This window comes from Mizugakiibacter sediminis (assembly GCF_000953855.2).
GTDB lineage: Bacteria > Pseudomonadota > Gammaproteobacteria > Xanthomonadales > Rhodanobacteraceae > Mizugakiibacter > Mizugakiibacter sediminis.
In genome coordinates this window covers 1-2,884 of the sequence record NZ_DF970201.1, presented here as the reverse complement: position 1 = coordinate 2,884, position 2,884 = coordinate 1, and the positions used below count along the sequence as shown (strand labels likewise).

Annotated in this window: 3 protein-coding genes and 1 pseudogene; all 4 read left to right on the top strand. The window is 77.4% G+C overall.

Features of this window, described 5'->3' with window-relative positions; all coding sequences use genetic code 11:
* On the top strand, nt 1-631 hold a 631-nt coding region (locus tag MBSD_RS08755), incomplete at its 5' end, for a TolC family protein (RefSeq protein WP_187300607.1).
* Nucleotides 631-1,764 carry an ABC transporter permease gene (locus MBSD_RS08750; protein ID WP_062536973.1) on the top strand — a complete coding sequence of 378 codons (1,134 nt, stop codon included), beginning with the start codon at nt 631-633 and terminating at the stop codon, nt 1,762-1,764. The genes MBSD_RS08755 and MBSD_RS08750, both read left to right, overlap by 1 nt.
* 2 nt (nt 1,765-1,766) lie before the next feature.
* Complete coding sequence (locus MBSD_RS08745; protein WP_062536972.1) at nt 1,767-2,510, top strand: ABC transporter ATP-binding protein; 744 nt, start codon at nt 1,767-1,769, stop codon at nt 2,508-2,510.
* Nucleotides 2,507-2,884 (top strand): annotated as a pseudogene (locus MBSD_RS08740) (secretion protein HlyD); the annotation flags it as partial. The gene MBSD_RS08745 and the pseudogene MBSD_RS08740, both read left to right, overlap by 4 nt.

The window sequence follows — 2,884 nt, the reverse complement described above, 5'->3', positions numbered from 1 at the left end:
CTGGCTGCAGCCGGCGCCGCCGCCGCGCCTCGGCGCGGTCGCGTTCGCCGCCACGCCCGCCGACCTGCTGCGCACGCGCCCGGAGATCCAGCACGCCGAGCAGGCCGTGCTGCAGGCCGCCGGCGCGCTGGGCGTGGCGCGCGCCGACCTGTATCCGCGCCTCAGCCTGGCCGGCGCGCTGACCCTGGCCGTGCGCCTCGGCAGCGGCGCCACGCGCACGCTGGCCTCGGCGGGCCCGGTACTGGACCTGCCGCTGTTCGACTGGGGCGCGCGCCGCGCGCGCGCCGACGCCGGCTCGGCCGCGCTGGCGGCGGCCGAGGACGCCTATCGGCAGGCCGTGCTCGCCGGCGTCGCCGAGGTGGAATCGGCGCTGGCCACGCTGCAGTCGGCGCACGCGCAGGCCGAGCGCGTGGACGCGGCGCTGGCCGCGCAGCGGCGCGCCGACGAAGCCGCGGCGACGCTGCAGCGGCTCGGTCTCGCCGACGCGCTGGCGCGCGGCGAAGCCGCGACGGCGCTGCTCGACGCGCAGGCTTCCGCGCTCGATGCGCACGCGCGCGAGGCCGTCGCCTTCATCGCCCTGTACAAGGCGCTGGGCGGCGCGCCGCCGCCGCTGGCCGAGGCCGCGCGCTGATGGTCGCGCTGGCGCGCAAGACGCTGTTGCACGAATGGCGCCGCTTCCTGCCGGCGGCGCTGGCGGTGGCTTTCGCCGGCCTGCTGCTGCTGATGCAGGCGGCGCTGCTGCTGGGCATCTTCGGCGGCGCCGCGGTGTACATCGACCAGTCCGGCGGCGATCTGTGGGTGGGCTATCCCGGCACGCAGACGATCGACCTCGGCCGGCCCATCCCGGCGGACACCGAGATGCTGCTGCGCATGGATCCCGAGGTCGCGCGCGTCGAGCCGTTCCTGTGGGTCGACGCCGACTGGCGCGGCCCGGCCGACCGCGGCGGCGTGTCGGTGTTCCTGTCCGGCATCGACACGCGCGCCGCCGGCCTGGCGTTCGCCAGGGCGCTCGGCCCGGCGCTGCGCGCGCGCCTGGACCTGCCGGGCGCGGTGATCGTCGATCGCGCCGACCTGCCCAAGCTGGGCGTCGACGTCGGCGGCAGCGCGCGCATCAACGGCCGGCGCGTGCGCATCGTCGGCGCCGCCGCCGGCCTGCGCGCGCTGGGCGGCGTCGACATCGTCGCCTCGCTGGACACCGCGCGCGCGCTCGACGCCGATCCCGCCGACGCCGGCCGCGTCGCCTACTACATCGTCGCGTTGCGCGATCCGGCGCGCGCCGACGCGGTGCGCGCGCGCCTGGCGCGCGTCGGCGCGCACGCCGGCTTCGCGGTGTGGACGCGGCAGGCGTTCGCGCGGCGCGCGATCGCCTATTGGATGTTCGAGACCGGCGCGGGCCTCGGCTTCCTGTTCCTGACCGCGCTGGTGTTCGTGGTCGGCGCGGTGATCACCAGCCAGACGCTGATGGGCGCGGTGGCCGGCTCGGTGCGCGAGTACGCCACCCTGCACGCGCTGGGCGTCGGCTTCGGCGATCTGCGCCGCGTGGTGCTGCAGCAGGCCGCCTGGGTCGGCGGCGCCGGCCTGCTGGCCGGCGGCGTCGCCGCGCTGGCGCTGGCGCTGCTGGCGCGGCGCGCCGACGTGCCGATCGTGTTCGGCGCCTGGCAGGCGCTGGCCTGCGCGGTGCTGGTGATGGGCATCGCGCTGGTGTCCGGGCTGATGGCGGTGCGCGCGCTGCGCCACGCCGATCCGGCGATGCTGCTGAGGTGAGCATGGGCGAGAACGGCGACGGCCGAACGATCCTCGAAGGGCGCGGCCTGGTGCGCGGCTACGTCAGCGGGCGCGTGCGCACGCCGGTGCTGGAGGGCCTCGATCTCGCCGTGCGCGCCGGCGAGCTGACGCTGATCTCCGGGCCGTCCGGCTGCGGCAAGAGCACGCTGCTGGCGATCCTGAGCGGCCTGCTGCGCCCGGAGGCCGGCCGCGTGCACGCGCTGGGCGAGGACCTGTGGGCGCTGGACGCGCGCGCGCGCGAGCGTTTCCGCCTGCGGCACACCGGCTTCGTGTTCCAGGGTTTCAACCTGTTCCCGGCGCTGACCGCGCTGGAGCAGGTGCAACTGCCGCTGGCCTATCTCGGTCTCGACGCGCACACGGCGCAGGCGCGCGCGGCCGCCGCGCTGCACGAGGTCGGCCTCGGCCGGCAACTGCGCCTGCGGCCGGCGGAGCTGTCCGGCGGCGAGAAGCAGCGCGTCGCCATCGCGCGCGCCGTCGCCAAGCAGCCGCGCCTGCTGTTCGCCGACGAGCCGACCAGCGCGCTGGACGGCACGAACGGCGCCGCGGTGATCGACATCCTGCACCGCGTCGCCCGCACGCACGACGCCGCGGTGCTGTGCGTCAGCCACGACCCGCGCCTGCACGCGCACGCCGACCGCATCCTGCACATGGAAGACGGCCGTATCCTCGACGACGTGCGCGCGCCCGCCGCGGCACGCACCGACCGACAAGGCGAGACCGCATGAATCGATTGACCCGCACCCTGCTCGCATCGGCCGCTCTGCTGGCGCTGGCCGGCTGCGGCCGCCACCCCGGCGCCGACGCGCCGCCGGCGCCGCGCTACGCGGCGATGGCGCGCGGACGCATCGACGTCGAGAGCGGCGTGCTGCGCCTCGCCGCGCGCGCCGACGGCGTGGTCGCGCGCGTGCTGGTCGAGGAGGGCCAGCACGTGCAGGCGAACCAGCCGCTGCTGCAGCTCGACGCCGGCGCCGCGCAGAACGCCGTCGCCGAGGCGGAAGCCGCCGTGGCCGAGGCCGAGGCCGACGCGCGCATGCTGGCGGCCAAGCGCGCGCTGGCGCGCACCAGCGCGCAGCGCCTCGCCGAGGCCGCGCAGGCCGGC